The organism is Vandammella animalimorsus (genome assembly GCF_002288875.1).
GTDB classification, from domain to species: Bacteria; Pseudomonadota; Gammaproteobacteria; order Burkholderiales; family Burkholderiaceae_C; genus Lampropedia; species Lampropedia animalimorsus.
The window spans coordinates 1-22,501 of record NZ_NTBH01000015.1; the positions used below are offsets into that span (position 1 = coordinate 1).

Consider the following 22,501-nt stretch of genomic DNA (forward strand, 5'->3'; position numbering starts at 1 on the left):
CCTGGCGACAACGTCAGCATCACCGTCAAGCTGATTGCCCCGATCGCCATGGAAGAAGGCCTGCGCTTCGCGATCCGCGAAGGCGGTCGTACCGTCGGCGCCGGCGTGGTGGCCAAGATCATTGCCTGACAAGGCGGCGCTGCAGCAAGCGATGGATTCTGCTCCGGTAAGCAGCAAGCGCTGTAGCAGAAACAGGAACAATTTAGGGGTATAGCTCAATTGGCAGAGCGTCGGTCTCCAAAACCGAAGGTTGTAGGTTCGATTCCTACTGCCCCTGCCACCCGGCTCCATTGTTTGCTTTGCGTTTGATTTAAAAAACCCGCCCTGTGTTGGCGGGTTTCGTGTATGAGTCTATGGTGTTTCGGGCTTGGCCCGTGATGCCCAAGGAGTGAGAAATGGCTGTGTCATCGCAGGTGGAAACCGTCGGATCTGGCGCCAGTGTGGTCAAGTTGCTGGTGAGTGCTCTACTGGTGGTAGGGGGCATCGTGGCTTTTTACATGCTGGAGGCTCATGGCGGTTGGGTGCAGTGGCTGGGACTGCTGGTGGCCTTTCTGTTGGCGGCTCTGGTATTTCTGTGGTCTAACCCGGGGCGCGACTTCGTCGGTTATGTGAAAGACTCCTGGAACGAGTTGAAGAAAGTAGTTTGGCCAACCCGCAAAGAGGCCATGCAAATGACCGGATATGTGTTCGCCTTTGCCGTGATCATGGCCACATTCCTTTGGTTGACTGATGTGACGGTGGGTTGGGTGATTTTTGATTTGCTGTTGGGCTGGAGGGACTGATGACCGAAATGGAAAAAAGCGAGCAGCAGCCTACGCCTGAGGCCGGTAGCGGCAAGCGCTGGTACATCGTGCAAGCCTACTCCGGTATGGAGAAGGCGGTGGAGCGCAATATTCTTGAGCGGGTAGCCCGTGCAGGCGTTCAGCACAAATTCGGTCGCATCCTGGTGCCTACTGAAGAAGTGGTCGAGGTCAAGAATGGCCAGCGCAAGACGACTGAGCACAAGCTCTACCCGAACTACGTCTTCGTCGAAATGGTGATGGATGACGAGAGCTGGCACCTGGTCAAACAGACCAGCAAAGTCACGGGCTTCGTTGGCGGCGGGCGTAACAAGCCTACGCCGATCCCTGATCGCGAAGTGCAGAAAATTCTTGAGCGCATGCAAGGCGATGGCGAGAAGCCGCGCCATAAGGTGGAGTTCATGGTGGGTGAGTTGGTGCGCGTCAAAGAAGGGCCATTTGCTGACTTCAATGGCAGCGTTGAAGAGGTCAACTACGAGCGCAATCGTCTGCGCGTCTCGGTGATGATCTTTGGCCGCTCCACCCCTGTGGAGCTGGAATTTGCCCAGGTCGAGAAGACATGACACTCCAAGGCAAATGCCTCAAGAACAAAAGCCCGGCATGCCGGGCTTTTATGTTGTTTGCCCATTGACTGCAGTGTCGGGGCGAAGGGCTGCGCATGGGGCACCCCTATTTGGAGCGGTAAGCTTGCAGGATTTTAGATCTGCACATATAATTCGCAGTTCGCCGCAAAATTTGCTGCACTCGCAGCTGCTTGTGCGCGATCTTTTCAATCAATCGGGGAGCCGATGGCGCCAAGGTGATGCCTTGGCGCAGTAGGCGTTGGACCCGAATAGGAGTTTTGCATGGCAAAGAAAATTGTCGGCTTTATCAAGCTGCAAGTGCCGGCGGGCAAGGCCAATCCTTCGCCACCCATCGGCCCCGCGCTCGGTCAGCGTGGTCTGAACATCATGGAGTTCACCAAGGCGTTCAATGCGCAAACCCAGGGCATGGAGCCTGGTTTGCCTCTGCCGGTGGTGATTACTGCTTACGCGGACAAGAGCTTCACCTTCATCATCAAGACGCCGCCTGCGACGACCTTGATCAAGAAGGCCATCAAGCTGGATAAGGGCTCGTCCAACCCGAACAAGCAAAAGGTTGGCAAGATCACCCGTGCACAGCTGGAAGAGATCGCCAAGACCAAGATGGCCGACCTCAATGCGGCCGATCTGGATGCTGCTGTGCGCATCATCGCTGGTTCTGCGCGCTCGATGGGTGTGACTGTGGAAGGGGTGTGAGATGGCCAAGCTGACCAAGAAACAAAAGGCCCTGCAGGGCAAGGTCGATTCCAACAAGCTCTACCCCTGGGCTGACGCCATTGCGTTGGTGAAGGAGGCGGCGACTGCCAAGTTCGACGAGTCCATCGATGTGGCCGTGCAACTGGGCGTGGATGCCAAGAAATCCGACCAGGTGGTGCGCGGCGCCGTGGTGCTGCCCAATGGCACTGGTAAGACGGCGCGCGTGGCCGTGTTTGCCCAGGGTGCCAAGGCCGAGGAAGCCAAGGCCGCTGGTGCCGACGTGGTGGGCATGGATGAGCTGGCTGCCGAGTTCAAGACCGGCAATATCCCCTATGACGTGGTGATTGCCGCCCCAGATGCCATGCGTGTTGTTGGTGCACTGGGTCAGATCCTGGGCCCGCGCGGCCTGATGCCCAACCCCAAGGTTGGCACTGTGACGCCCGACGTTGCCACGGCCGTGAAGAATGCCAAGGCCGGTCAGGTGCAGTTCCGTGTGGACAAGGCTGGCATCATCCACGGCACCATCGGTCGTCGCTCGTTCGAGAGTGAGAAGCTGCAGCAAAACCTGCAGGCGCTGATCGAGGCGCTGAACAAGGCCAAGCCCGCTGGCGCCAAGGGCGTGTACCTGCGCAAGGTGGCTGTGTCTTCGACCATGGGTATTGGCGTGCGCGTTGATACGCAAACCATCTCTGCCTGATTTTGGGACGAGACGGACCTGGGCTTGTCTGAGTATGGCAGGCTTGGGTCGAACAAAAAAATTCCTGCATCTTCAACGGCTTCATGCTCGTTGAAGATGCAGGTTCAGGTGGGCTGCCGGTGCCTCTCTTTACCGAAGGTGCTGGCAGGTCATCCGAGACCGCTGGTGTAGGGCTTCTGGCCTTGCTTAAGCCGCCTGCTGCGTCGCATGACTTTTGGGGCGGGCCAGCGTAGATGGTGCCCACTGTGGAGAAACACACTGATATTCTCTGGCAGTTGGTCGCTTAACTGGGCGCAATGCCGCAATGCTTGGCATGTCGGGCAGAGCAGCATTGCATTGAAAGGAGAGGACCTTGAGTCTGAATCGCAGTCAAAAAGAGGCAGTCGTCGCACAGGTGGCTGACCTCGCCGCCAAATCCCAGACGCTGGTGATGGCGGAGTACCGTGGCATCACGGTGGCTGATCTGACACAGCTGCGCATCAAGGCCCGCGAGCAGAACGTGACCCTGAGCGTGTTGAAGAACACGCTGGCACGTCGCGCCGTGGCTGGCAGTGCGTTCGAGGTGGTGTCTGACCAGCTCACGGGGCCGCTGATCTATGGTTTTTCGGAAGACGCCGTTGCCGCCGCCAAGGTGGTGGCCGATTTCGCCAAGACCAATGACAAGCTGGTGATCCGTGGTGGTGCATACGAAGGCAAGCCTTTGGATGCCGATGCTGTCAAGCAATTGGCAAGCATCCCCACCAAGGAAGTGCTGCTGTCGCAGCTGCTTGGCCTGATGCAATCGCCCGTGTCGCGCACAGCGCGCGTGCTGGCAGCGCTGGCCGAGAAAAAGGGCGAAGAAGCAGCCGCCTGATGACCCCCGCCGAGCCTGCCGGTCGGTTTTTCGATCGGGCGCTGCAACCATCACAGGCGCTAGGCTGGCAACCCAATGAACTGAATCAATTGCAAAGAGGATTTCAAAATGGCATTCGATAAAGACGCATTCCTGACGGCTCTGGACAGCATGACCGTGCTGGAACTGAACGACCTGGTCAAGGCGATCGAAGAGAAGTTTGGCGTGAGCGCTGCTGCAATGGCTGCTCCTGCCGCCGCTGGTGGCGGTGGCGCCGCTGCTGCTGCAGAAGAGAAGACCGAGTTCAACCTGGAGCTCAAGGACGCTGGCAGCAACAAGGTCTCCGTGATCAAGGCCGTGCGCGAAATCACCGGCCTGGGCCTGAAGGAAGCCAAGGACCTGGTCGATGGCGCACCCAAGACCGTCAAGGAAGGTATGCCCAAGGCCGATGCAGAAGCCGCTCTGAAGAAGCTGGAAGAAGCTGGCGCCAAGGCCGAACTGAAGTAATCGCTTCAGAGCGACGACAGCCAGGCGCGCACAAAGTGCAGCTGCCTGGCTCTTGTCGTTTTGGGCTGGGCAGGCCACAAGCCTGCTTGCCGGCCCGCCCAAGCGCGCTGCAGAGTGCAGACGAAAGCGTTCCTCGTGGAGCGTTTTGGTGTGCTTTCTGAATTCACGACACAGCAAGGCACCTTGGTCGGGTGGTGTGCAATGCACCGCCGTCAGCCATGGTTGGTAGTGGCCAACCGCCAAGACTTGAGCGCCACGTCTTTTGCGCCCCCGACACCCGGGCCCTGCGCGCTGGAGCTGCGCTTGCAAGTACAACCGTCGAAGAATCCCCCTGAACCCTTCAGACCGGAGATCTCATGGCCTATTCCTTTACTGAACGCAAACGTATCCGCAAAAGCTTCGGGCGCCGCGACAGCGTTTTGAACATTCCCTATCTGCTGCAGATGCAAAAGGATGCCTACACGGCATTTCTGCAGGCGGAGGTGCCGCCCAAGAAACGCCTGGATGAAGGCTTGCAGGCAGCGTTCAACTCGGCGTTCCCCATCGTCTCGCACAATGGCTTTGTGGAGATGAAGTTCATCGAATACAACCTGGCCAAGCCGGCTTTCGACGTGCGCGAGTGCCAAACTCGTGGGCTGACCTTTGCCTCGGCCGTGCGCGCGCGCCTGCAGCTGATCATCTACGACCGCGACTCCTCGACGGCGCAGAACAAGGTCGTCAAGGAAGTGAAGGAGCAAGAGGTCTACATGGGCGAAGTGCCGCTGATGACCGACAAGGGCTCGTTCATCATCAACGGCACTGAGCGCGTCATCGTCAGCCAGCTGCACCGCAGCCCCGGTGTGTTCTTCGAGCACGACAAGGGCAAGACCCACAGCTCGGGCAAGCTGCTGTTCTCGGCGCGCGTGATTCCCTACCGTGGCTCCTGGCTGGACTTCGAGTTCGACCCCAAGGATCTGCTGTACTTCCGCGTCGATCGCCGTCGCAAGATGCCGGTGACGATTCTGCTCAAGGCCATCGGCCTGACGCCCGAGGCCATCCTGGCGAACTTCTTCGACAACGACAACTTCACCTTGATGGACAGTGGCGCGCGCATGGAGCTGGTGCCCGAGCGCCTCAAGGGCGAGCAGGCGCGCTTTGACATCACGGACGCCAAGGGCAATGTGATCGTCGCCAAGGACAAGCGCATCACGGCGCGCCACATCCGTGAGCTGGAGCAGGCCGGGCTGAAGGAAATCTCCGTGCCCGAGGACTTTCTGCTGGGCCGCGTCGTGGCCAAGAACATTGTCGATCCCGACACCGGCGAGATCATTGCCAAGGTCAACGAGGAGCTGACCGAAGCCCTGCTCAAGAAGCTGCGCAGCGCAGGCGTCAAGCAACTGCCCTGCATCTACACCAACGAGCTCAACCGCGGCAGCTTCATCTCGCAGACGCTGCGCACCGACGAGACCCCGGACGAATACCAGGCGCGCGTGGCCATCTACCGCATGATGCGCCCTGGCGAGCCGCCCACCGAGGACGCCGTGCAGGCCCTGTTCTTCCGCCTGTTCTTCAACCCGGACACCTACGACCTCTCGCGCGTGGGCCGCATGAAGTTCAACGCCAAGATCGGCAACCCCGACCCGAACGGGGCGATGGTGCTGTCCAACGAGGACATCCTCTCGGTGGTCAAGATCCTGGTCGATTTGCGCAACGGCATTGGCGAGGTCGACGACATCGACCACCTGGGCAACCGCCGTGTGCGTGGCGTGGGCGAGCTGGCCGAAAACCAGTACCGCACCGGCCTGGCGCGCATCGAGAAAGCCGTCAAGGAGCGCCTGGGCACGGCGGAGCAAGAGCCGCTGATGCCGCACGATTTGATCAACTCCAAGCCGATCTCGGCCGCGCTCAAGGAGTTCTTCGGCGCTTCGCAGCTGTCGCAGTTCATGGACCAGACCAACCCGTTGTCGGAGATCACGCACAAGCGCCGCGTCTCGGCCCTGGGCCCAGGCGGCCTGACGCGCGAGCGCGCCGGCTTCGAGGTGCGCGACGTGCACGTCACCCACTACGGTCGCGTCTGCCCGATCGAAACGCCTGAAGGCCCGAACATCGGTCTGATCAACTCGCTGGCGTTGTATGCGCGCCTGAACGAATATGGCTTCATCGAAACGCCGTACCGTCGCGTGGTCGATGGCAAAGTCACCGATGAAATTGACTACCTCTCGGCCATCAAGGAAGGCGACTACATCATCGCCCAGGCCAACGCCGAGCTGGACAAGGACGGTAACCTGACCGGCGATTTGGTGTCGGCGCGCGAGAAGGGCGAATCCATCCTGGTCAACCCCAGCCGCGTGCAGTACATGGACGTTTCCCCTGCACAGATCGTCTCCGTGGCGGCCTCGCTCGTGCCCTTCCTGGAGCACGACGACGCCAACCGCGCGCTGATGGGCGCCAACATGCAGCGCCAGGCAGTGCCGGTGCTACGCCCGGAAAAGCCCTTCGTGGGCACGGGCATCGAGCGCGTCTCGGCCGTGGACTCGGGCACCGTGGTCACCGCCAAGCGCGGCGGCGTGGTCGATTACGTCGATGCCACGCGCATCGTGATCCGCGCCAACGATGACGAGGCCATCGCCGGTGAAGTGGGCGTGGACATCTACAACCTCATCAAATACCAGCGCAGCAACCAGAACACCAACATCCACCAGCGCCCCATCGTCAAGAAAGGCGACCGGCTGGCCAAGGGTGATGTGATTGCCGATGGCGGCTCGACCGACCTGGGCGAGCTGGCCCTGGGGCAGAACATGCTGATCGCCTTCATGCCCTGGAACGGCTACAACTTCGAAGACTCGGTGATGCTGTCCGAGCGCGTCGTGGCCGACGACCGCTACACCTCCATCCACATCGAGGAGCTGGTGGTGATGGCGCGCGACACCAAGCTGGGTGCCGAGGAAATCACGCGCGACATTCCCAACCTGTCCGAACAGCAGCTCAACCGCCTGGACGACTCCGGCATCATCTACGTGGGCGCCGAAGTGCAGCCCGGCGACGTGCTGGTGGGCAAGGTCACGCCCAAGGGCGAGACCACGCTGACGCCGGAAGAAAAGCTGCTGCGTGCCATCTTCGGCGAGAAGGCCAGCGACGTGAAGGACACCTCGCTGCGCGTGGATCAAGGCTCGCAGGGCACAGTGATCGATGTGCAGGTCTTCACCCGCGAAGGCATCGAGCGCGACAAGCGCGCCCAGCAAATCATCGAGGACGAGCTCAAGCGCTACCGCCTGGACCTGAACGACCAGCTGCGCATCGTCGAGGCCGACGCCTTCGACCGCGTGCGCAAGCTGCTGCTGGGCAAGGTCGCTAACGGCGGCCCGCAAAAGCTGGCCAAGGGCAGCAAGATCGAGGCGGCTTATCTGGATTCGGTGGACAAGTACCACTGGTTCGACATCCGCCCGGCCGACGAGGCCGTGGCCGCACAGCTCGAGAGCATGAAGAACGCCATCGAAGCCACGCGCCACAGCTTCGACCTCTCGTTCGAGGAAAAGCGCCGCAAGCTCACGCAGGGCGATGAACTGCCGCCGGGCGTGCTGAAGATGGTCAAGGTCTATCTGGCCGTCAAACGCCGCCTGCAACCGGGCGACAAGATGGCCGGCCGCCACGGTAACAAGGGCGTGGTGTCCAAGATCGTGCCGATCGAGGACATGCCCTACCTGGCCGACGGCACCACCGCCGACATCGTGCTCAACCCGTTGGGCGTGCCCTCGCGCATGAACGTGGGCCAGGTGCTGGAAGTGCACCTGGGCTGGGCCGCCAAGGGCCTGGGAGAGCGCATTGCCGCCTTGCTGGAAGTGGAAAAAGGCAAGCAGGTCAAGGAAATCCGTGCCTTCCTGGCCAAGGTCTACAACCAGGCCGGCCGCCAGGAGGACCTGGACGCCTTCAGCGATGAGCAAATCATCGAGATGGCGCGCAACCTCAAGAGCGGCGTGCCCTTTGCTACGCCAGTGTTCGACGGCGCCGACGAGCAGGACATTCAGAACATGCTGCAGCTGGCCTACCCGGACGATGTGGCCAAGGCCAAGGGCCTGACCGAAACGCGCACCCAGGCATACCTGTACGACGGCCGCACCGGCGAGCGCTTTGAGCGCCCGACCACCATCGGCTACATGCACTTCCTGAAGCTGCACCATTTGGTGGACGACAAGATGCACGCGCGCTCCACCGGCCCGTACTCCCTGGTCACCCAGCAGCCGCTGGGCGGCAAGGCGCAGTTCGGTGGTCAGCGTTTCGGGGAGATGGAAGTCTGGGCGCTGGAGGCCTATGGCGCCTCTTACGTGCTGCAGGAAATGCTCACCGTCAAGTCCGACGACGTGACCGGCCGCACCAAGGTCTATGAGTCCATCGTCAAGGGCGAGCACGCCATCGAGGCGGGCATGCCCGAATCCTTCAACGTGCTGGTCAAGGAAATCCGTTCGCTGGGCCTCGACATCGAGCTCGAACGCAACTGATGAGCCAAAGGAGTTCACACCATGCAATCCTTACTCGACCTGTTCAAGCAATTCACGCCCGACGACCACTTTGACGCCATCAAGGTGGGCCTGGCCTCGCCCGAGAAGATCCGCTCCTGGTCTTTTGGCGAAGTGAAAAAGCCCGAGACCATCAACTACCGCACCTTCAAGCCCGAGCGCGACGGCCTGTTCTGCGCCAAGATCTTTGGTCCGATCAAGGACTACGAGTGCCTGTGCGGCAAGTACAAGCGCCTCAAGCACCGCGGCGTGATCTGCGAGAAGTGCGGCGTGGAAGTCACGCAGACCAAGGTGCGCCGCGAGCGCATGGGCCATATCGACCTGGCCGCGCCCTGCGCGCACATCTGGTTCCTCAAGTCCCTGCCCAGCCGCCTGGGCTTGGTGCTGGACATGACGCTGCGCGACATCGAGCGCGTGCTGTACTTCGAGGCCTATGTCGTGACCGAGCCGGGCATGACGCCGCTGAAGAAGTTCAGCATCATGAGCGAGGACGAATACGACGCCAAGCGCGAGGAGTACGGCGATGAGTTCGAGGCCCGCATGGGCGCCGAAGGCATCAAGGAGCTGCTCGATGGCATCGACATCGAGGCCGAGATTGAGCGCCTGCGCGGCGACATGACCGGCTCTGAGGCCAAGGTCAAGAAAAACTCCAAGCGCCTGAAGGTGCTGGAGTCGTTCCGCAAGTCCGGCATCAAGCCCGGCTGGATGGTGATGGAAGTGCTGCCGGTGCTGCCGCCCGATCTGCGCCCGCTGGTGCCGCTCGATGGCGGGCGCTTTGCCACCTCCGATCTGAACGACCTGTATCGTCGCGTCATCAACCGCAACAACCGTCTGCGCCGCCTGCTGGAGCTCAAGGCGCCGGAGATCATTGCGCGCAACGAAAAGCGCATGCTGCAGGAATCGGTCGATTCGCTGCTGGACAATGGCCGCCGTGGCAAGGCCATGACGGGCGCCAACAAGCGCGCGCTCAAGTCCCTGGCCGACATGATCAAGGGCAAGGGCGGTCGCTTCCGTCAGAACCTGTTGGGCAAGCGCGTGGACTACTCCGGCCGCTCGGTGATTACCGTGGGCCCCACGCTCAAGCTGCACCAGTGCGGCCTGCCCAAGCTGATGGCGCTCGAGCTGTTCAAGCCCTTCATCTTTGCCCAGCTGGAGCAGCGCGGCATCGCCACCACCATCAAGGCCGCCAAGAAGGAAGTCGAGAGCGGCTCGCCCGTGGTGTGGGACATTCTGGAAGAAGTCATCCGCGAGCACCCGGTGCTGCTCAACCGCGCGCCCACGCTGCACCGCCTGGGCATCCAGGCCTTCGAGCCCATCCTGATCGAAGGCAAGGCCATCCAGCTGCACCCGCTGGTGTGCGCGGCCTTCAACGCCGACTTCGACGGCGACCAGATGGCTGTGCACGTGCCGCTGTCGGTGGAAGCGCAGATGGAAGCGCGCGTGCTCATGCTCGCATCCAACAACGTGCTGTTCCCGGCCTCGGGCGAGCCCTCCATCGTGCCCTCGCAGGACGTGGTGCTGGGCCTGTACTTCGCCACCCGTGAAAAAATCAACGGCAAGGGCGAAGGCATGGTGTTTGCCGATATCGGCGAAGTGCAGCGTGCGCTGGATGCGGGTGTGGTCGAGCTCAACGCCAAGGTGGGCGTGCGCCTGACCGAATGGGTCAAGAACAAGACCACGGGTGAACTCGAAGCCAACACCAAGGTGCGCGATACCACCGTGGGCCGCGCCCTGCTGTCGGAAATCCTGCCCAAGGGCCTGCCGTTCGAAGTCATCAACAAGGCGCTGAAGAAGAAGGAAATCTCCAAGCTCATCAACGCCGCGTTCCGCAAGTGCGGTTTGAAGGACACCGTGGTGTTTGCCGACAAGCTGCTGCAAAACGGCTTCCGGCTGGCCACGCGCGCGGGCATCTCGATTGCCATCGAGGACATGCTGGTGCCGCCGCAAAAGCACAGCATCGTCAGCCGCGCCGAGGCCGAGGTCAAGGAGATCGAGCAGCAATACACCTCCGGTTTGGTCACTGCTGGCGAGCGCTACAACAAGGTGGTGGACATCTGGGGCAAGGCCGGTGACGAAGTCTCCAAGGTCATGATGCAACAGCTGGCCAAGGAAAAGACCATCGACCGCCACGGCAAAGAGGTGGAGCAGGAATCCTTCAACGCCATCTACATGATGGCCGACTCCGGCGCGCGTGGCTCGGCCGCGCAGATTCGCCAGCTGGCCGGCATGCGCGGCCTGATGGCCAAGCCCGATGGCTCCATCATCGAGACGCCCATTACCGCGAACTTCCGCGAAGGGCTGAACGTGCTGCAGTACTTCATCTCCACGCACGGTGCGCGTAAAGGTCTGGCCGACACGGCGCTCAAGACCGCCAACTCCGGTTACCTCACGCGCCGTCTGGTGGATGTGACGCAGGACCTGGTCATCACCGAGGAAGACTGCGGCACCACCAACGGCACCTACATGCGCGCCGTGGTTGAAGGCGGTGAAGTCATCGAGTCGCTGCGCGACCGCATTCTGGGCCGCACTGCGGCTGAGGACGTGTTGCACCCCGAGACGCGCCAGGTGCTGGTGGCCGCCGGCACGCTGTTGGAGGAAGACCAGCTCGACGACCTGGAAGCCGCCGGCGTGGACGAAGTCAAGGTGCGCACCTCGCTGACCTGCGACACGCGCTACGGCCTGTGCGCCAAGTGCTATGGCCGCGACCTGGGCCGTGGCGGCCTGATCAACCTGGGCGAGGCCGTGGGCGTGATTGCCGCGCAGTCCATCGGCGAGCCGGGCACGCAGCTGACCATGCGAACCTTCCACATCGGTGGCGCGGTCAACCGCGCGGCCATTGCCTCCAGCGTAGAAGCCAAGTCCAACGGCATCATCGGCTTCAACGCCACCATGCGCTACGTCACCAACACCAAGGGCGATTTGGTGGTGATCGCGCGCTCGGGCGAGATCGTCATCCACGACGAGCACGGCCGCGAGCGCGAGCGCCACAAGGTGCCCTATGGCGCGACGCTGACCGTCAAGCCCGATCAGCAGGTCAAGGCCGGCACCATCCTGGCCAACTGGGATCCGCTGACGCGCCCGATCATCACCGAGTTCGCCGGCCAGGTGAAATTCGATGGCGTCGAGGAAGGCCTGACCGTGGCCAAGCAGGTCGACGACGTGACCGGCCTGTCCACGCTGGTGGTCATTGACCCCAAGCGCCGTGGCTCCAGCAAGGTCGTGCGTCCGCAGGTCAAGCTGCTTGACGCCCAGGGCAATGAGGTCAAGATCCCCGGCACCGACCACTCCGTGGCCATTGGCTTCCAGGTTGGCGCGCTGATCCAGGTGCGCGACGGCCAGGAAGTCGGCCCCGGCGAGGTGCTGGCGCGTATCCCCATCGAAGGCCAGAAGACCCGCGACATTACCGGCGGTCTGCCGCGCGTGGCCGAGCTGTTCGAGGCGCGCACGCCCAAGGACAAGGGCACGCTGGCGGAAATCACCGGCACGGTGTCCTTTGGCAAAGAGACCAAGGGCAAGATCCGCCTGCAGATCACCGACCCCGAAGGCGGTGTCTGGGAAGAGCTGATCCCCAAGGAAAAGAACGTGCTGGTGCACGAAGGCCAAGTGGTCAACAAGGGCGAACTGGTCGTCGACGGCCCGGCCGACCCGCAGGACATCCTGCGCCTGCTGGGCATCGAGGAGCTCTCGCGCTACATCGTTGACGAGGTGCAGGACGTCTATCGCCTGCAGGGCGTGCCCATCAACGACAAGCACATCGAGGTCATCGTGCGTCAGATGCTGCGCCGCGTGGTGGTCGAGAACCCGGGCGAGTCCAGCTACATCCAGGGCGAGCAGGTCGAGCGCAGCGAAATCCTCAACACCAACGAGGCGCTGCAAAAAGAGGGCAAGATCCCCGCGACCTACACCAACCTGCTGCTGGGCATCACCAAGGCCTCGCTGTCCACCGACTCGTTCATCTCTGCCGCGTCCTTCCAGGAAACCACGCGCGTGTTGACCGAAGCGGCCATCATGGGCAAGCGCGACGAGCTGCGCGGCCTGAAGGAAAACGTCATCGTCGGCCGCCTGATCCCGGCTGGCACTGGCTTGGCCTACCACCAGGCGCGCAAGGCCAAGGACGCCATGGACGAAGCCGAGCGCCGCGCCATCGCCGAGCAGGAAGCCGCCGCTGAACACAACAGCGCCGATGAGCCTGCAGCCGACGAAGAAGGCAGCAGCAGCCCCGATGAGTCCTGACGCAAAGCCCCCTGCGGGGCTTTGAACGCGCGGTATAGCGGCTCCTTGAGCTCGCATTTGCGCGCAACCCACGACAACGCCCGCAAACAGCGGGCGTTGTCGCGTCTGTGGCCATGCCAATGCCAAGTGGCTGTATGCGGGGCGATGCCAGCCGGCGGCTGCGTTGGTGCTTTTATGATGCGGCCATGCCGACTCTTGCCTCGCCCCCCCCACGTTGTGAGCCGCCGCTGGCGGAACTAATCGATCTTGCGGCCCAGGGGCTGATGCAGGTTGTGCAGGGCCAATCGGCGCGTGAGGTGGTGGCCAGCTGGCCTGCCACGGCCAGCCGACCCGGCGCGCAGGCCCTGCTCTACACCGCGCTGCGGCACTGGGGGCAGGCGCAGGGGCTGATTGCGCTGCTGGCGCGGCGCGCCCCCAGCCGCGCGGTGCAGGCCCGGCTGGGGGTGGCGCTGGCCTTGCTGCTGGCCCCGCAGGAGGTGGCCTATGCCCCGCATACGGTGGTTAACCAGACGGTGCAGGCCATGCGCGACCAGCGTACCTTGGCGGCGCAGGCCGGCTTCGTCAATGCCTGCCTGCGGCGTTTTCTGCGCGAGCGCGCGCAGCTGGAAGCAGCGCTGCAAGGCGATGAGCAAGCCCGCTGGAATCACCCGGCCTGGTGGGTGCGCCAGCTGCGCCAGGACCACCCGGCGCATTGGCAGGCCGTGCTGCAGGCCAATCAGCAGCGCGCGCCCCTGACGCTGCGCGTCAATGAAGGCCTGTTGTCACGCCAGGAATATGCCCAGCAGCTGCAGCAGGCCGGTATTCAGGCCCGAGCGGTGGCGCAGGCTGGGTTGGAGCTGGCCCAGGCCGTGGATGTGCGCCAGCTGCCTGGCTTTGACCAAGGCTGGTTCTCGGTGCAGGATGCGGCTGCGCAGCGCGCCGCGCCCATGCTGCTGGAGGGGTTTGCGCCGCCCGCCAGCGCGGCAGCGCCCTGGCTGGTGCTCGATGCCTGTGCCGCGCCAGGCGGCAAGACGGCGCATCTGCTGGAGTGGGCGGCGGTACGCGGCATGCCCATGCAGTTGCTGGCCATGGATGTGGATGCGGCGCGCTGTCAGCGCATCACAGAAAACCTGCAGCGCCTGCAATTGCCCCAGGCCCAGGCGCAGGTGGTGGTGGCCGACGCCAGCGCGCCGCAGAGCTGGCGTCAATCGCTGCTGGGCGATCGCCTGCTGGATTTGCTGCTGCTGGATGCGCCCTGCTCGGCCTCGGGCATCGTGCGCCGACATGCCGATATCCGTTGGTTGCGCCGCGCCGAGGACTTGACCGAGCTGGCGCAGCGCCAGGCCCTGCTGCTGCAGCGCCTCTGGCCCTTGCTGCGCCCCGGCGGGCGCTTGCTGTACTGCACCTGCTCGGTGTTCCATTGCGAGGGCCAGGGGCAGATCGAGCGCTTCATGCGCGCGCAGGCCGACGTCGAGCTGCTGGGCCCCATGCTGCAATTGCTGCCGACGCCGCCGCAGGAGCTGGCACATGATGGCCAGGGCCAGGAGCCGGACGCGATGGGCAGCCACGATGGCTTTTTCTATGCGCTGCTGCACAAACGCGCCGCGCAGTAACGCATGCATGGCGGTGCGCAGCCTGGGCGCGCGCCGCAGCGGGAATCACGAAGAATGACAGCATCCACTTCCTCGGCCAAGAAAAGCCGCCGCCTGCGCTGGACGCTGGGCGTGATCCTGGCCGTGATCATGGCCATTGCCCTGGTCTTGCTGTTCGTGCTGGCCCTGGCCACCGACAGCCATGGCCTCTACGAGCAGTACTACCCTTGGCTCTTGGGCTTCAATGGCGTGGTGGCGGCCTTGCTGCTGCTGATCCTGGCCTGGGGCGGCTGGCGCCTGTACCGGCGTTTGCAGCAAAACAAGTTCGGCAGCCGCCTGCTCATCAAGCTGGCTGCGCTGTTTTGCGTGGTGGGCATCCTGCCCGGCGCGCTGGTGTATGTGATTTCCTACCAGTTCGTCTCGCGCTCCATCGAGAACTGGTTCGACGTGCGTGTGGAAAACGCGCTGAGCGCCGGCGTGGGCATGGCCAGCACCACCTTGGATGCCTGGGTCGTCAACACCACGGCGCGGGCGCGCTACTCGGCCAACCAGCTCGAACAGGTGCGCCCGGCCTCGCTGGCCATTGCCTTGGAGCAGATCCGTGAGCAATTCGATGCCGACGACGTGGTGCTCTGGCGCGCCAATGGCGAGGTGGACGTCAGCACCGGTGCGCCTGGATCGGCGCTGCCGCATCGGCCTTCGGCCCAGGCCTTTCGCCTGGCGCGCGAGCAGCGCGAGTGGGCCGCGCTCGAAGGCCTGGAGCAGGCCCAAAGTGATGGCCAGGCGCTGGTGCAGGTGCAGACCCTGGTGCTGGTGCGCGGCATTGGCGGCACGCTGCAGCTGGGCACGGACGACGTGCGCTTTCTGCAAATCACCGTGCCCGTGCCCCAGGTGCTGGTGGCCGATGCCTTTGCCGTGCGCCAGGCCAATGACGAATACCAGCAGCGCGCGCAGGGCCGCCACGGGCTGCGGCGCATGTACATCGGCACGCTCACGCTGAGTCTGTTCCTGGCGGTATTTGGCGCCATCGTGCTGGCCGTGCTGCTGGGCAACCAAATCCTGCGGCCCGTGCTCATCCTGGCCGATGGCGTCAAGGAGGTGGCAGCGGGCAACCTCAACCCCAAGGTGGCTTTGCCGCGCAACGATGAGCTCGGCGGCCTCACGCGCGCCTTCGCGTTGATGACCCACCAGCTGGCCACGGCGCGCGCCTCCGAGCAAAAAAGCCTGGCTGCGCTCGACGCCTCGCGTGAGCAGCTGCAGACCATTCTGGACAACCTGACGGCGGGGGTGCTGGTGCTCGACACTCAAGGCCACATCGTCTCGGCCAATCCGGGGGCGACCCGGGTACTGCGCGCGCCGCTGGCCGCCTATGCCGGGCGGGAGCTGGCCGAGGTGCCCGATCTGCACGAATTTGCCCAGGCCGTGCGCCAGCGCTTCGACAGCTTTCTGGCCGGCGAGCGCGATGTGGGCCACTGGCAGCATACCTACGAGCTGTACGCGCCGCCACAGGGCGCTGCGCCTGCGGCGGCCAAGGAATTCGCACTCAGCATCGTGGCCCGTGGCGCATTGCTGCCCGATGGCAACCGGCTGGTGGTGATCGACGACATCTCCGACGTGGTCTCGGCCCAGCGCGCCGAAGCCTGGGGCGAAGTGGCGCGTCGCCTGGCGCACGAAATCAAAAATCCGCTCACCCCCATCCAGCTCTCGGCCGAGCGCCTGCAAATGCGCCTGACAGGCAAGCTGCCCGAAAAGGAAGAAGGTATCCTGCAAAAATCGGTGCAAACCATCGTCGATCAGGTCGATGCCATGCAGCGCCTGGTCAACGAATTTCGCGACTATGCGCGCCTGCCCACGGCGCGCCTCGAAGTGCTGGACCTCAATGCGCTGGTGCATGATGTGCTGCAGCTCTACGGCACGGAAAACGCCAGCTTCGGCATCGTGGCCCAGCTCGAACCTGACTGCCCGCCCATCCTGGGCGATGCGATGCAATTGCGCCAAGTCATCCACAATCTCTTACAGAATGCGCAGGATGCAAGCCTGCAAGCCCAAGAGAATCGTGCAGAATTGCCGGCGCAAATCATGGTAAGTACCCATTGGAGTGAGGCAGCGCGGCGAGTGCGCTTGTGTGTGGAGGACAACGGCACCGGCTTTCCGGACAGCATGCTCCAGCGCGTTTTCGAGCCCTATGTCACCACCAAGGCCAAGGGCACGGGCCTGGGGCTGGCGGTCGTCAAGAAGATCGCCGACGAGCACCACGCGCTGATTGATTTAGGCAATGTGCAAAACGAGCAGGGGGAGGTCGTGGGTGCGCGCATATCGCTGTCGTTCGAGCCAGCGGCGCAAGCGCATCCCGCGTGAGACACTCGCAGCGAGAACTCGAAAACAAACGGTTACCGAAGAAAATGGCAAACATATTGGTTGTGGATGACGAGCTGGGCATCAGGGACCTGCTCTCCGAAATACTCAACGACGAAGGCCATCATGTCGACCTGGCGGAAAACGCCGGCCAGGCCCGCACGGCATGCGGCGAAAGCAAATACGACCTGGTGCTGTTGGACATCTGGATGCCCGACACGGACGGCGTCAGCCTGCTCAAGGAATGGTCTCTGGCCGGTCAGCTCGACATGCCCGTCATCATGATGAGCGGCCACGCCACCATAGACACCGCCGTCGAGGCCACGCGCATTGGCGCGTTCTCGTTCCTGGAAAAACCCATTACCCTGCAAAAACTGCTCAAGGCAGTGAATCAGGCGCTGGAGAAAAGTCCGCCAGCCATGGTCAGCGCAGCCAGCAGCGCCATGGACAAGATTGCCCAGGCGAGTGCCCCCCAGGCCCCTGCAACAACCTTGCCCCCGGATGCCCACATCATCCGCGCCATCCCGCCAGAAAAAACATTGCCTGAGCAGCATCAGGACTTTGATCTGGATCGCCCACTGCGCGAAGCTCGGGACCATTTCGAAAAAGCCTACTTCGAGTTCCACCTGGCGCGCGAAGGCGGCTCCATGACGCGTGTGGCGGAAAAAACCGGCCTGGAGCGCACGCACCTCTACCGCAAGCTGCGCCAGCTTGGCGTAGAGCTGGGCAAGCGGCGCAACAGCAGCGTGTCGTGATGGGCAGCAGCCCATCGGGCATCGGGCGCGGCAAGTAAAAATATCGCTGCTTGGCCGCTGCTGCAAAAAAACAGTGATAAAATCTGAGGCTTGGCTCGGTAGCTCAGTTGGTAGAGCAGCGGATTGAAAATCCGCGTGTCGGTGGTTCGATTCCGCCCCGAGCCACCAAACACAAACGCCCAACCATTCACGGTTGGGCGTTTTTCTTTGCGCGTTCCGAACACTGCTCGGGTCTGCGCCGTTTTGCGTGTGTCAGAGCATATGCACATGGGCCACCGATCTGGCCCGTTCCTCCTATTCTTTGTTCTGCAGTTCTCCCGAAATCTGCGCCAACCTTTCCGCATTGGCACACGTAAAAATCCTTTTACATCAGGCTATGTTCGTTTCAATGGGAGCTCCAGAGCATAAGCACGTGCTTGCGGTTGCTCGTCCTGATGGGTGCGAGGCGCTCATTGCCTTCACCGCGCGCGCATTGCTTGCCGCCGTTGACGGGAAAAGGGCGCAGAATTGCCAAGAGCGTCATCGAAGGGCAAAGCAGCCAAACCACCTACTACCTCAACGGCGACAGCGCCCTTATGGCTGAAGCCAACGAAGCAGGGCAGATCACCAAAGCCTATGGATTCAACCCCAACACGCACGATGCCGAAGCAGATCTGTGGAGCACCGACCCGGTATGGCAAGCGGACATCCACAACGGCAGCCTCACGAGCAGCCAAACGCGCTACCACTACATCACCACAGACCACCTGGGCACGCCGATCCTGGCGACCGACAAGAGCGGCAACAAGATCTGGAGAGGTTACAGCCAGGCATTCGGCCACACAGGCCTCGAAGCGGACAACAGCACCCAAATCAACCTCAGGTTCCCGGGGCAGTACTGGGACAAGGAAACGGGCCTGCACCAGAACTTCTTCAGGGACTACAGTCCGCTAAGGGGAAGATACGTCCCAGTCAGACCCGCTGGGCATCTTCGGGGGATTGAACACCTACGAATACGCCAGTAGCGACCCGCTGGGCTACATTGACCCCACGGGAGAAGTGCCGATAGCCCCCATCGTTTGGAGCTACTTCAGGTGTGTGACCAGTTGCACGGCGCGTTCGTCCATCGTGGACGCGCTGACCGGCGAAGTCGATTGTTGGCCCAATACGCTGACCGACAATGCGCAGGATTGTGCGCTTGGCTGTGCTAATCCGATTAATTGGTTCGGAGGGAAGTTTAAAGCTCAAGGGTCTAAAATAAAAAGACCAAAAACAGGAAAAAATGATCCACACATAAATCAAGAATCGAAGAGGCGCGCAAAAGAAGAATGGGAGAAAAAGAAAAAAGAGCTTGAAGACCTAAAGGCGAAACCAAACAAAACACCTGAAGATAAGAAAAATTTAGAAAAATTGAAGAGGCAGGTTGACCATCTCAAGAAGCAAGCAGATAAAACTGGAGAAGCTCATCACACTAGGGATCAGGGGCGCTAATGAATCTGTATACATTTATTCTTGAGTATGAGGGAGGAACTTATATTTCTCAATGCAAGGCAAAAGATGTTTTGCGTGCTATAAAAAAATATTCAAAATTGATTGTGGATCATGAGCTGTTGCCGGGCTCTTTTTTCAGAGATGCAATTGATGAGGAAGTGAAAAATTACAACCCCACTCCTGTTTCCGGTTTGGTTGGTGTTTGGGTGGTTAGTCCAATTGTAAAAAAAAAATTGGCGATTATAAATATTATTGAATCAAAAGGGCTTAAGGGAGCCTGGCAGCCTGCTCCTGAGGATGAATGAAAACCAAATCCTGGTGGATCGTGGGTGGTCTTATGAACTTTAGTTGGCAGTTTTGGAAAACAGGGGGCGCATTGACTGCATTAATTGGGGATCCGTTGCTTCATGGGCAGCCATAGGCTCTGGTGTCGGCGGAATCATAAGAAGTGGAGCAAATCTTGGCTTTCGAGCTGAACTGGGTAGATGGGGATCTAGAGGAAGCTGGACAAATAACAAAAGATATCGAGTGCCTCATTTTCATTTGGGGCATAAGAAAAATGGACTGGGAACGCATCATTTGCCTTTCCAAGGGGATAAATGGATTAAAAATTTTAAAAAATTGTATAAAGATGGGAAAATTGGAGATCAGCTTTATGATTTTATTGACATGGGTCTTGGATTTGGTGTAATAGGGTTGGGGGGGTGAGGCATCTGCCTCTGATAATTTTTGTGGCTGCTTTTAAATGATCGCGTTAAAAGTGCCAGACGTGTTTGACGAAGAATGTCTCGTTAACACTTTGATGCCAGCAGAGTTAGTAAAGCATTTTCTTGAAAAAGTGACAATTAAAAAAATATTGACTGTATTTGAGATGAGGGAGGTTTTTTGGGGGGTGATTTTTCATTCGCTAATGGGGCGGGTTAATGATTTTGAATGGATTGCGAAAAAGGCAGCCAAAAGCGGAATGTTGTTTTTTTGTTTTGGAGCTTGAAAGGCGTGATGCTCTTGCGCATTTAAGGTCTTTTGGGTATCTGGATTGTTTCGGTGAGGAACATGTTTTTTCAGATGAGGTGAATTTTAATCAGCTGATAAAAGGGATAAAAAAAGGAATTGTTCGATTGTATCGTTTTCACATGATGCTGAGTACGTTTATGTGTATTAGAGTTAATGTGTTGTGATTAATTAAGTGGTTATGCCAGGGGATTGTGGATGCAATTGAAATATAGATGCAGGATTGCTAGACAGTCACCGAAGGAGCAAAGCAATTAGAGCACCTATTAACTCACCGGCGACAACGCCCAGCAGGCCCAGCAACTTCGAGTTTGAGTCAGATAAATCATGCGGCGGCAAAACGTGGCTGGTATTCCATTAGTACGCGAAACAGGATTGCCAAATTCCTACGTAAAGTTCCCTATGCAAGGGTTGCTTTGGTTATCTATGAGGTTTACGACGATTTTTCTTGCGATTGATATTAATGTCTAACGAGTTGTCGGTCGAACTGCGTGAATACCTCAAGCGCTGCGGGGTTTCGGAAAATAAGATCATGCAATGCAATGGCAGGACACGCATGTACCACGATCTTGGGATCTATGGCGATATTGCGGAAGCTTGCATGGAAGTGTTAGCCGAGCACTATTGTGTTGATCTGAGTGATTTCGATTTCGGAAAATTCTTTCCGCACGAATTCGGAGGAAAGAACATGCTCGCCCGTGCCTTGCTCTGGGTTGTTCCCTTTGCCGGTAGTACTGCCAGACAGTGCGGCGAGTGGTTGCCGCTTACCTTAGAAAGGATTGACCGCGCGATTCATAACAAACGGTGGGAATGAGTTGTCCCGTCCGCTGTCCGCCGACACTTCTTCGCCTGTTTTCAACCCCGTTTTTTCACAAAACGAGGCTGAAACCCGTAGTTGCGCGCGCCATCACAGCATCCGCACGTGTGATTTCTTCTCTTTTTTGCACTGTTTCTTGCTCGTTCCTACCCAAACAGGCGCGTTGATCCCTTATGCTATGCACAAATCAGCGGACAGTTCTGTGAACCCAGGGCAACACCGCAGCAGCCAGCAGCGCAGCAAGCCTCACGGTCAGCTACCGCTACGACCCCTTTGGTCGCAGGATCGCCAAGACCGTCACCGAAGGGCCAAACAGCCAAAGCACCTACTACCTCAACGGCGACAGTGCGCTGATGGCCGAAGCCAACGAAGCAGGGCAGATCACCAAGGCGTATGGCTTCAACCCCAACACGCACGATGCCGAAGAAGAGCTGTGGAGCACCGATCCGGTCTGGCAAGCGGACATCCACAACGGCAGCCTCACGAGCAGCCAAACGCGCTACCACTACATCACCACAGACCACCTGGGCACGCCGATCCTGGCGACCGACAAGAGCGGCAACAAGACCTGGAGGGGCTACAGCGAAGCGTTTGGCAATACCGGCATCGAAGCGGACAACAGCACCCAGATCAACCTCAGGTTCCCGGGGCAGTACTGGGACAAGGAAACAGGCCTGCACCAGAACTTCTTCAGGGACTACAGTCCGGCAAGGGGGAGGTACATCCAAAGTGATCCGATTGGGCTTGTTGGGGACTTCAATGTTTTTGCCTATGCAAAAGCATCCCCAACTGTTCAGTTTGACCCTACGGGTGAAATTGTGCCGGTGCTGGTTGCAAGGTTCATAGGCGGCGCGTTTGAGGAGTTTGCGGTTCAAACGGGTAAAAATTTGCTTATGGGATGCAGTCTCACCAATTTGGATTTATGGGACATCACGGTGAGCGGAATGTTTGGCATGATTGGCTTGCCTGGATGGAAAGAAGGTATTGGAGGACTCCTATTGAAGAAAAAGGCAAGGCCGCCGGGTCTTTCCTTGCACACAAAGGCTGCAAAACGGCAAAGGAAGATAGCTGCCGATAGAGTCAAAAAACACAATAAGACTATTGATTCAATGCAAAAAGACCTTGTTTATGGGATGGTCGCTGGATTTGTTCTTGACAAGGCGATCGGAGATCCAATCAAAGACTGGAACGGTGATTCTCGTGATTGTGGTTGTTGAGTTAATTAATGAAAAAAAAATTTGACGAGTTCAATGACTCAAGGCTTAAGTATGAGTCCCATTTGAGGGGGGTTGTGTTTTCGTGGTTGTGTATCATGGGAATAACGATTTTCGTGTTCGCACTTATTGATTTTGGATTCGGGGTTAAGGTGAGCAACCGCATGATATTTTACATGTCGCCGCCAGCATTTTTCATATCACTTTGGATTGGCAGAAGAAGTAAAAAAATGCAAAGATGGTCTACTCAAATATTTCAGAATAATTTTACTTTTTTTCTCCCCTTTTTGATTGATTTCATTGTAGGTTCTATATTATTATTAATCGCAGTTTGCAGATTTCTATTGATCAGAAATAAAAAAACTTGAAATAAAAGCTTCAATCTGCAGATAATGTCTTATGGAAATGATCGACATGAGAAAGCTGAGCCCTGAAGCGCGGCAAGAGCGGCGCAGACAGGTCATCAAAC

Annotated in this window: 18 protein-coding genes, 2 tRNA genes and 1 pseudogene; all 21 read left to right on the plus strand. The window is 59.7% G+C overall.

All coding sequences use genetic code 11. The features are described from left to right. Positions 1–129 (plus strand): EF-Tu C-terminal domain-related protein (locus tag CLI93_RS14285; RefSeq protein WP_476726714.1); only part of this gene is annotated, 129 nt, incomplete at its 5' end. A gap of 75 nt (positions 130–204) precedes the next feature. Next, positions 205–280: transfer RNA gene (locus CLI93_RS14290), tRNA-Trp, on the plus strand. A 115-nt stretch (positions 281–395) separates the two neighbouring features. After that, positions 396–782, plus strand: coding sequence for a preprotein translocase subunit SecE (gene secE, locus CLI93_RS14295; protein WP_095543352.1), 387 nt, complete (start codon positions 396–398; stop codon positions 780–782). Continuing rightward, a complete protein-coding gene (gene nusG, locus CLI93_RS14300) occupies positions 782–1,363 on the plus strand; it encodes a transcription termination/antitermination protein NusG (protein ID WP_095543353.1) in 582 nt (193 codons plus the stop codon). The genes secE and nusG overlap by 1 nt, the downstream gene beginning before the upstream one ends. 282 nt (positions 1,364–1,645) lie before the next feature. Beyond that, positions 1,646–2,077, plus strand: a complete 432-nt coding sequence (rplK, locus tag CLI93_RS14305) for a 50S ribosomal protein L11 (protein WP_095539392.1) — start codon at positions 1,646–1,648, stop codon at positions 2,075–2,077. Between the two features lies 1 nt (position 2,078). Beyond that, positions 2,079–2,774 carry a 50S ribosomal protein L1 gene (gene rplA / locus CLI93_RS14310; RefSeq protein ID WP_095543354.1) on the plus strand — a complete coding sequence of 232 codons (696 nt, stop codon included), beginning with the start codon at positions 2,079–2,081 and terminating at the stop codon, positions 2,772–2,774. Positions 2,775–3,126: 352 nt separating this feature from the next. Then, complete coding sequence (rplJ, locus tag CLI93_RS14315) at positions 3,127–3,627, plus strand: 50S ribosomal protein L10 (RefSeq protein ID WP_095539390.1); 501 nt, start codon at positions 3,127–3,129, stop codon at positions 3,625–3,627. 108 nt (positions 3,628–3,735) lie between these two features. Next, positions 3,736–4,113: a 50S ribosomal protein L7/L12 gene (gene rplL / locus CLI93_RS14320; RefSeq protein WP_095539389.1), complete on the plus strand. Its 378-nt coding sequence runs from the start codon at positions 3,736–3,738 to the stop codon at positions 4,111–4,113. Between the two features lie 356 nt (positions 4,114–4,469). After that, on the plus strand, positions 4,470–8,588 hold the full coding sequence (gene rpoB / locus CLI93_RS14325; RefSeq protein ID WP_095543355.1) for a DNA-directed RNA polymerase subunit beta: 4,119 nt from the start codon (positions 4,470–4,472) through the stop codon (positions 8,586–8,588). Positions 8,589–8,609: 21 nt separating this feature from the next. Continuing rightward, positions 8,610–12,839 (plus strand): DNA-directed RNA polymerase subunit beta', encoded by a 4,230-nt coding sequence (gene rpoC / locus CLI93_RS14330; protein ID WP_095543356.1) that lies wholly within the window; start codon positions 8,610–8,612, stop codon positions 12,837–12,839. Positions 12,840–13,024: 185 nt separating this feature from the next. Then, a complete protein-coding gene (gene rsmB, locus CLI93_RS14335; RefSeq protein ID WP_095543372.1) occupies positions 13,025–14,431 on the plus strand; it encodes a 16S rRNA (cytosine(967)-C(5))-methyltransferase RsmB in 1,407 nt (468 codons plus the stop codon). Between the two features lie 54 nt (positions 14,432–14,485). Beyond that, positions 14,486–16,768: a sensor histidine kinase gene (locus tag CLI93_RS14340; RefSeq protein WP_095543357.1), complete on the plus strand. Its 2,283-nt coding sequence runs from the start codon at positions 14,486–14,488 to the stop codon at positions 16,766–16,768. Positions 16,769–16,812: 44 nt separating this feature from the next. Further along, positions 16,813–17,520, plus strand: coding sequence for a response regulator (locus tag CLI93_RS14345; RefSeq protein ID WP_095996030.1), 708 nt, complete (start codon positions 16,813–16,815; stop codon positions 17,518–17,520). Between the two features lie 92 nt (positions 17,521–17,612). Next, positions 17,613–17,688 (plus strand) — tRNA-Phe (locus CLI93_RS14350). 248 nt (positions 17,689–17,936) lie between these two features. Beyond that, the gene (locus CLI93_RS14355) at positions 17,937–18,524 is read left to right on the plus strand and encodes an RHS repeat domain-containing protein (RefSeq protein WP_143327014.1); all 588 of its coding nucleotides are present in this window, start codon (positions 17,937–17,939) and stop codon (positions 18,522–18,524) included. Positions 18,525–18,627: 103 nt separating this feature from the next. Continuing rightward, complete coding sequence (locus CLI93_RS15015) at positions 18,628–18,990, plus strand: hypothetical protein (RefSeq protein WP_144290859.1); 363 nt, start codon at positions 18,628–18,630, stop codon at positions 18,988–18,990. Beyond that, complete coding sequence (locus CLI93_RS15020) at positions 18,990–19,295, plus strand: hypothetical protein (RefSeq protein WP_143326872.1); 306 nt, start codon at positions 18,990–18,992, stop codon at positions 19,293–19,295. The genes CLI93_RS15015 and CLI93_RS15020 overlap by 1 nt, the downstream gene beginning before the upstream one ends. Positions 19,296–19,338: 43 nt before the next feature. Further along, positions 19,339–19,698, plus strand: a complete 360-nt coding sequence (locus CLI93_RS14360; RefSeq protein WP_143327015.1) for a hypothetical protein — start codon at positions 19,339–19,341, stop codon at positions 19,696–19,698. Between the two features lie 61 nt (positions 19,699–19,759). Next, positions 19,760–19,981 carry a hypothetical protein gene (locus tag CLI93_RS15025; RefSeq protein WP_143327016.1) on the plus strand — a complete coding sequence of 74 codons (222 nt, stop codon included), beginning with the start codon at positions 19,760–19,762 and terminating at the stop codon, positions 19,979–19,981. 495 nt (positions 19,982–20,476) lie between these two features. After that, positions 20,477–20,815, plus strand: a complete 339-nt coding sequence (locus tag CLI93_RS14365) for a DUF1493 family protein (protein ID WP_238946665.1) — start codon at positions 20,477–20,479, stop codon at positions 20,813–20,815. A 272-nt stretch (positions 20,816–21,087) separates the two neighbouring features. Beyond that, positions 21,088–22,035, plus strand: a pseudogene (locus CLI93_RS14370) (RHS repeat domain-containing protein); the annotation flags it as partial. Positions 22,036–22,501 lie beyond the last annotated feature (466 nt).

Coding starts and splice junctions, on each gene's coding strand:
- rplK (WP_095539392.1), top strand. CDS start 1,646: ATGGCAAAGAAAATTGTCGGCTTTATCAAGCTGCAAGTGCCGGCGGGC.
- rplA (WP_095543354.1), top strand. CDS start 2,079: ATGGCCAAGCTGACCAAGAAACAAAAGGCCCTGCAGGGCAAGGTCGAT.
- rsmB (WP_095543372.1), top strand. CDS start 13,025: ATGCCGACTCTTGCCTCGCCCCCCCCACGTTGTGAGCCGCCGCTGGCG.
- rplL (WP_095539389.1), top strand. CDS start 3,736: ATGGCATTCGATAAAGACGCATTCCTGACGGCTCTGGACAGCATGACC.
- rpoC (WP_095543356.1), top strand. CDS start 8,610: ATGCAATCCTTACTCGACCTGTTCAAGCAATTCACGCCCGACGACCAC.
- CLI93_RS14340 (WP_095543357.1), top strand. CDS start 14,486: ATGACAGCATCCACTTCCTCGGCCAAGAAAAGCCGCCGCCTGCGCTGG.
- secE (WP_095543352.1), top strand. CDS start 396: ATGGCTGTGTCATCGCAGGTGGAAACCGTCGGATCTGGCGCCAGTGTG.
- rpoB (WP_095543355.1), top strand. CDS start 4,470: ATGGCCTATTCCTTTACTGAACGCAAACGTATCCGCAAAAGCTTCGGG.
- CLI93_RS14345 (WP_095996030.1), top strand. CDS start 16,813: ATGGCAAACATATTGGTTGTGGATGACGAGCTGGGCATCAGGGACCTG.
- CLI93_RS15020 (WP_143326872.1), top strand. CDS start 18,990: ATGAATCTGTATACATTTATTCTTGAGTATGAGGGAGGAACTTATATT.
- nusG (WP_095543353.1), top strand. CDS start 782: ATGACCGAAATGGAAAAAAGCGAGCAGCAGCCTACGCCTGAGGCCGGT.